General features: G+C 55.7%; 2 protein-coding genes. One reads left to right on the top strand and one right to left on the bottom strand.

Annotated features, from left to right (window positions below):
• Positions 1–636, top strand: a 636-nt coding sequence (locus AAC035_RS20460) for an MFS transporter (protein ID WP_339806957.1), incomplete at its 5' end; no start/stop codon positions are given.
• Between the two features lie 50 nt (positions 637–686).
• Here the strand turns inward: AAC035_RS20460 and AAC035_RS20465 are convergent.
• A complete protein-coding gene (locus tag AAC035_RS20465) occupies positions 687–2,039 on the bottom strand; it encodes an MFS transporter (RefSeq protein WP_339806958.1) in 1,353 nt (450 codons plus the stop codon).
• Between the last annotated feature and the right edge of the window lie 656 nt (positions 2,040–2,695).

A 2,695-nucleotide genomic window follows, 5' to 3' on the forward strand; every position in this document is an offset into this window, starting at 1 on the left:
CTGGGACCAGATGGTGTTGCTGCAGTGGCTGTGCCCACAGGCACGCCGCCCGCTGGCATTCCAATGGCTCAGGCGATCCGCTCACGGCCGTTTATCGCTTTGTACCTGGCCGGTCTGATTGCCTCTTTCGGGTTATTTGTACCCTTTGTGCATCTGGTGCCCTACGCCCTGGATCATGGTATGAGTTCGGGCCAGGCGGCCTTTTTGCTGGGCATGATCGGGGTTGGCAGCACCCTGGGGCGATTCTTCCTGGGTGGTATCGCCGATCGCATCGGGCGCCATGTGTCGCTGATCGGTGTTTACCTGGGTATGGCCCTGACCCTGGTGATCTGGACGGTGTCCGACACCTTGTGGCCGCTGGCGCTGTTTGCCCTGACCTTCGGTGCCTTTTACGGCGGCTTCGTGGCCTTGCTGCCGGCGCTGGTGATGGATTACTTCGGTGGCCGCAACGTCAGCAGCATCATTGGCGTGCTCTATACCTGTGTGGCACTGGGCACACTGATTGGCCCCACCGCAGCTGGCTACCTCTATGACCTGACCCAGAGCTATTTTGCGGCCATTGTTGCCAGCATCGCCGGCAATCTGATCGCCGCCTTCATTATTGCCGCCTTCAGCAAAAAGCCTGAAATGCCATAACAACTGATCATCGGGAGGTCCTGTCCTTCGACCCTTCGGGAGGCTCAGGCTCAGGACGAACGGAGGTCCGGGTTTGCCTGATCCTGCCAGGCTTCCGCCGCAGCCTCTCCCCGCCGCTCGTTCACCGGCAACACCGTAATGATCGCCAGCACAAACAGCACCAGGCAGAACAGAATGGCATCCGCCAGGCCGAACCCCCACTGAATAGCCCCCAACCCCAGAATACCGAACACCGCAGCCAGCTTTGAGGACATGCCCCAGAAACCAAAGAACTCCGCCGCCTTGCCCCGGGGCGTCAGCACGCCCACCAGCGCGCGGGTTGCGGATTGGGATGAACCGAGGCTGGCACCCGCCAGAACGCCGGCAAAAAGAAATACGTACTGGGCCTCCCAGCTCACCCCAAACAGGTTCTGGATCAGGACAGTCAGCGCAGGGGTCTGCCAGATCGCCAGAATGGCCAGCAACCAAAGGGTCAGGGTGATGATATAGGTGGTACGGGCGCCGATATGGCTCTGCAGCCAGCCAAACCCCACCGCTCCCAGTGCCGCCGTGATCTGCACTGTGATAAACATGAAGACCCGTACCTCTTCATCCCAGCCAATCACCTGCGACCCGTAGATGAAGGAGAACGCAATGATGATGTAGATCCCCGCCATGGCAAAAAATACCGAAATCAGCAGCGAACGCAGATCCCGGAAATAACGGATTTCAGACCAGGTAGTCCTGATTCGCTGTACCCCGATTTTCACCAGCGACGCGCCTTCCGGTTTGACCTGGGCCCTGCCTCGCTCCCTGACCCAGACAAAGGTGGGAATGGCCGTGATCAGAAAGAAACCCGCCGCAAAGGGTCCAACCCAACGAATGGTGTCGAAGTTCTCTGCGGATACATCCCCCAGAAACAACAGTGCGAAAGCCGTGGCGACCAGCCCGCCAATATAGCCCAGGCCCCAGCCGAGCCCTGAAATCCAGCCCATGGCCTTACGTGGCCCAAGATCCGGCAGGAAGCTGGCAATAAAACCCTCGCCGATGGCGTATGCGAAGTTGGAAATGATGATCAGCACCACCGCCACCAGCCACCACCCGGGTTCCGCCAGGTACAGCATCGCGGTGGCAAAAACAGTCAGCAGGTAGCTTCCGAACAGGAACCGCTTGCGGCTCGCCGTGTAGTCCATGATGGCCCCACACACGGGATTGGCCACCACCACCATCAGGTAGCTGATCGCCAGTGCCAGGCTCCAGAGCAGGTTACCCATGCGGAAATCCGGGGCATCACCCACAATGATGCGGGTAAACAGATCGCCGTATATGACCGTGATAATCAGCAGGGTGTAGCCCTGGTTGGCGAAATCGAACATGGCCCAGCCAAAAATTTCACGTTTGGGGGCAAGTTCCTGCTGGCTCATGGGTCACTCCTGATCGGGGGCCACGGTCGGATGCGATGGCGATGTTGTAGCGGATGTTCACTCAGTGGATTGATCTTGCCACAGGAAAGTGACAAAAGCCCTGCGAACCGGAAACAGCCATTAGCGGCACGATCTTCAATAGTCACCAAAGAGGAAAATGGGGGTGTGAAGAAAATCACAGATCCGGCATCTGCATGGCAAAAATGATTGTACGGTTCGATAACACAAAATCGCATAACATTAAAAACGGTTCATCTTATATTTGTACAAATCAATAGGGTTATTGGTGGGCAGGTCAATCAGACTCTCTGACACTATTTCACCAGCTATTCACATCACACGGCTCTGATCAGAAAATTTTTATATCTGCCAGGCAATTAGCCCACTGCACGCGGGCTTACTATTCAACAAGATATAGAACCTATACCCACAACCTATATAAAGCACGCACTGATAACCACAGCCAAAGCGTGCAAACGTCGATTTTCAATTACACAGAGGATATTTGTTGGCCGCCAGATAGCAGGGCTATAAATGTAAGCCCAATTCACGTGCAAATATTATTACCACCGGAGGGTGAAACCATGCACATCTTTGGACTTAACCCGGATTTCTCATGAGGGGATAAAAGAAAGCGGCTGAAAGTGCTATAGTTT

Origin of the sequence: uncultured Marinobacter sp., from assembly GCF_963974375.1 — a bacterium.
Taxonomy (GTDB): domain Bacteria; phylum Pseudomonadota; class Gammaproteobacteria; order Pseudomonadales; family Oleiphilaceae; genus Marinobacter.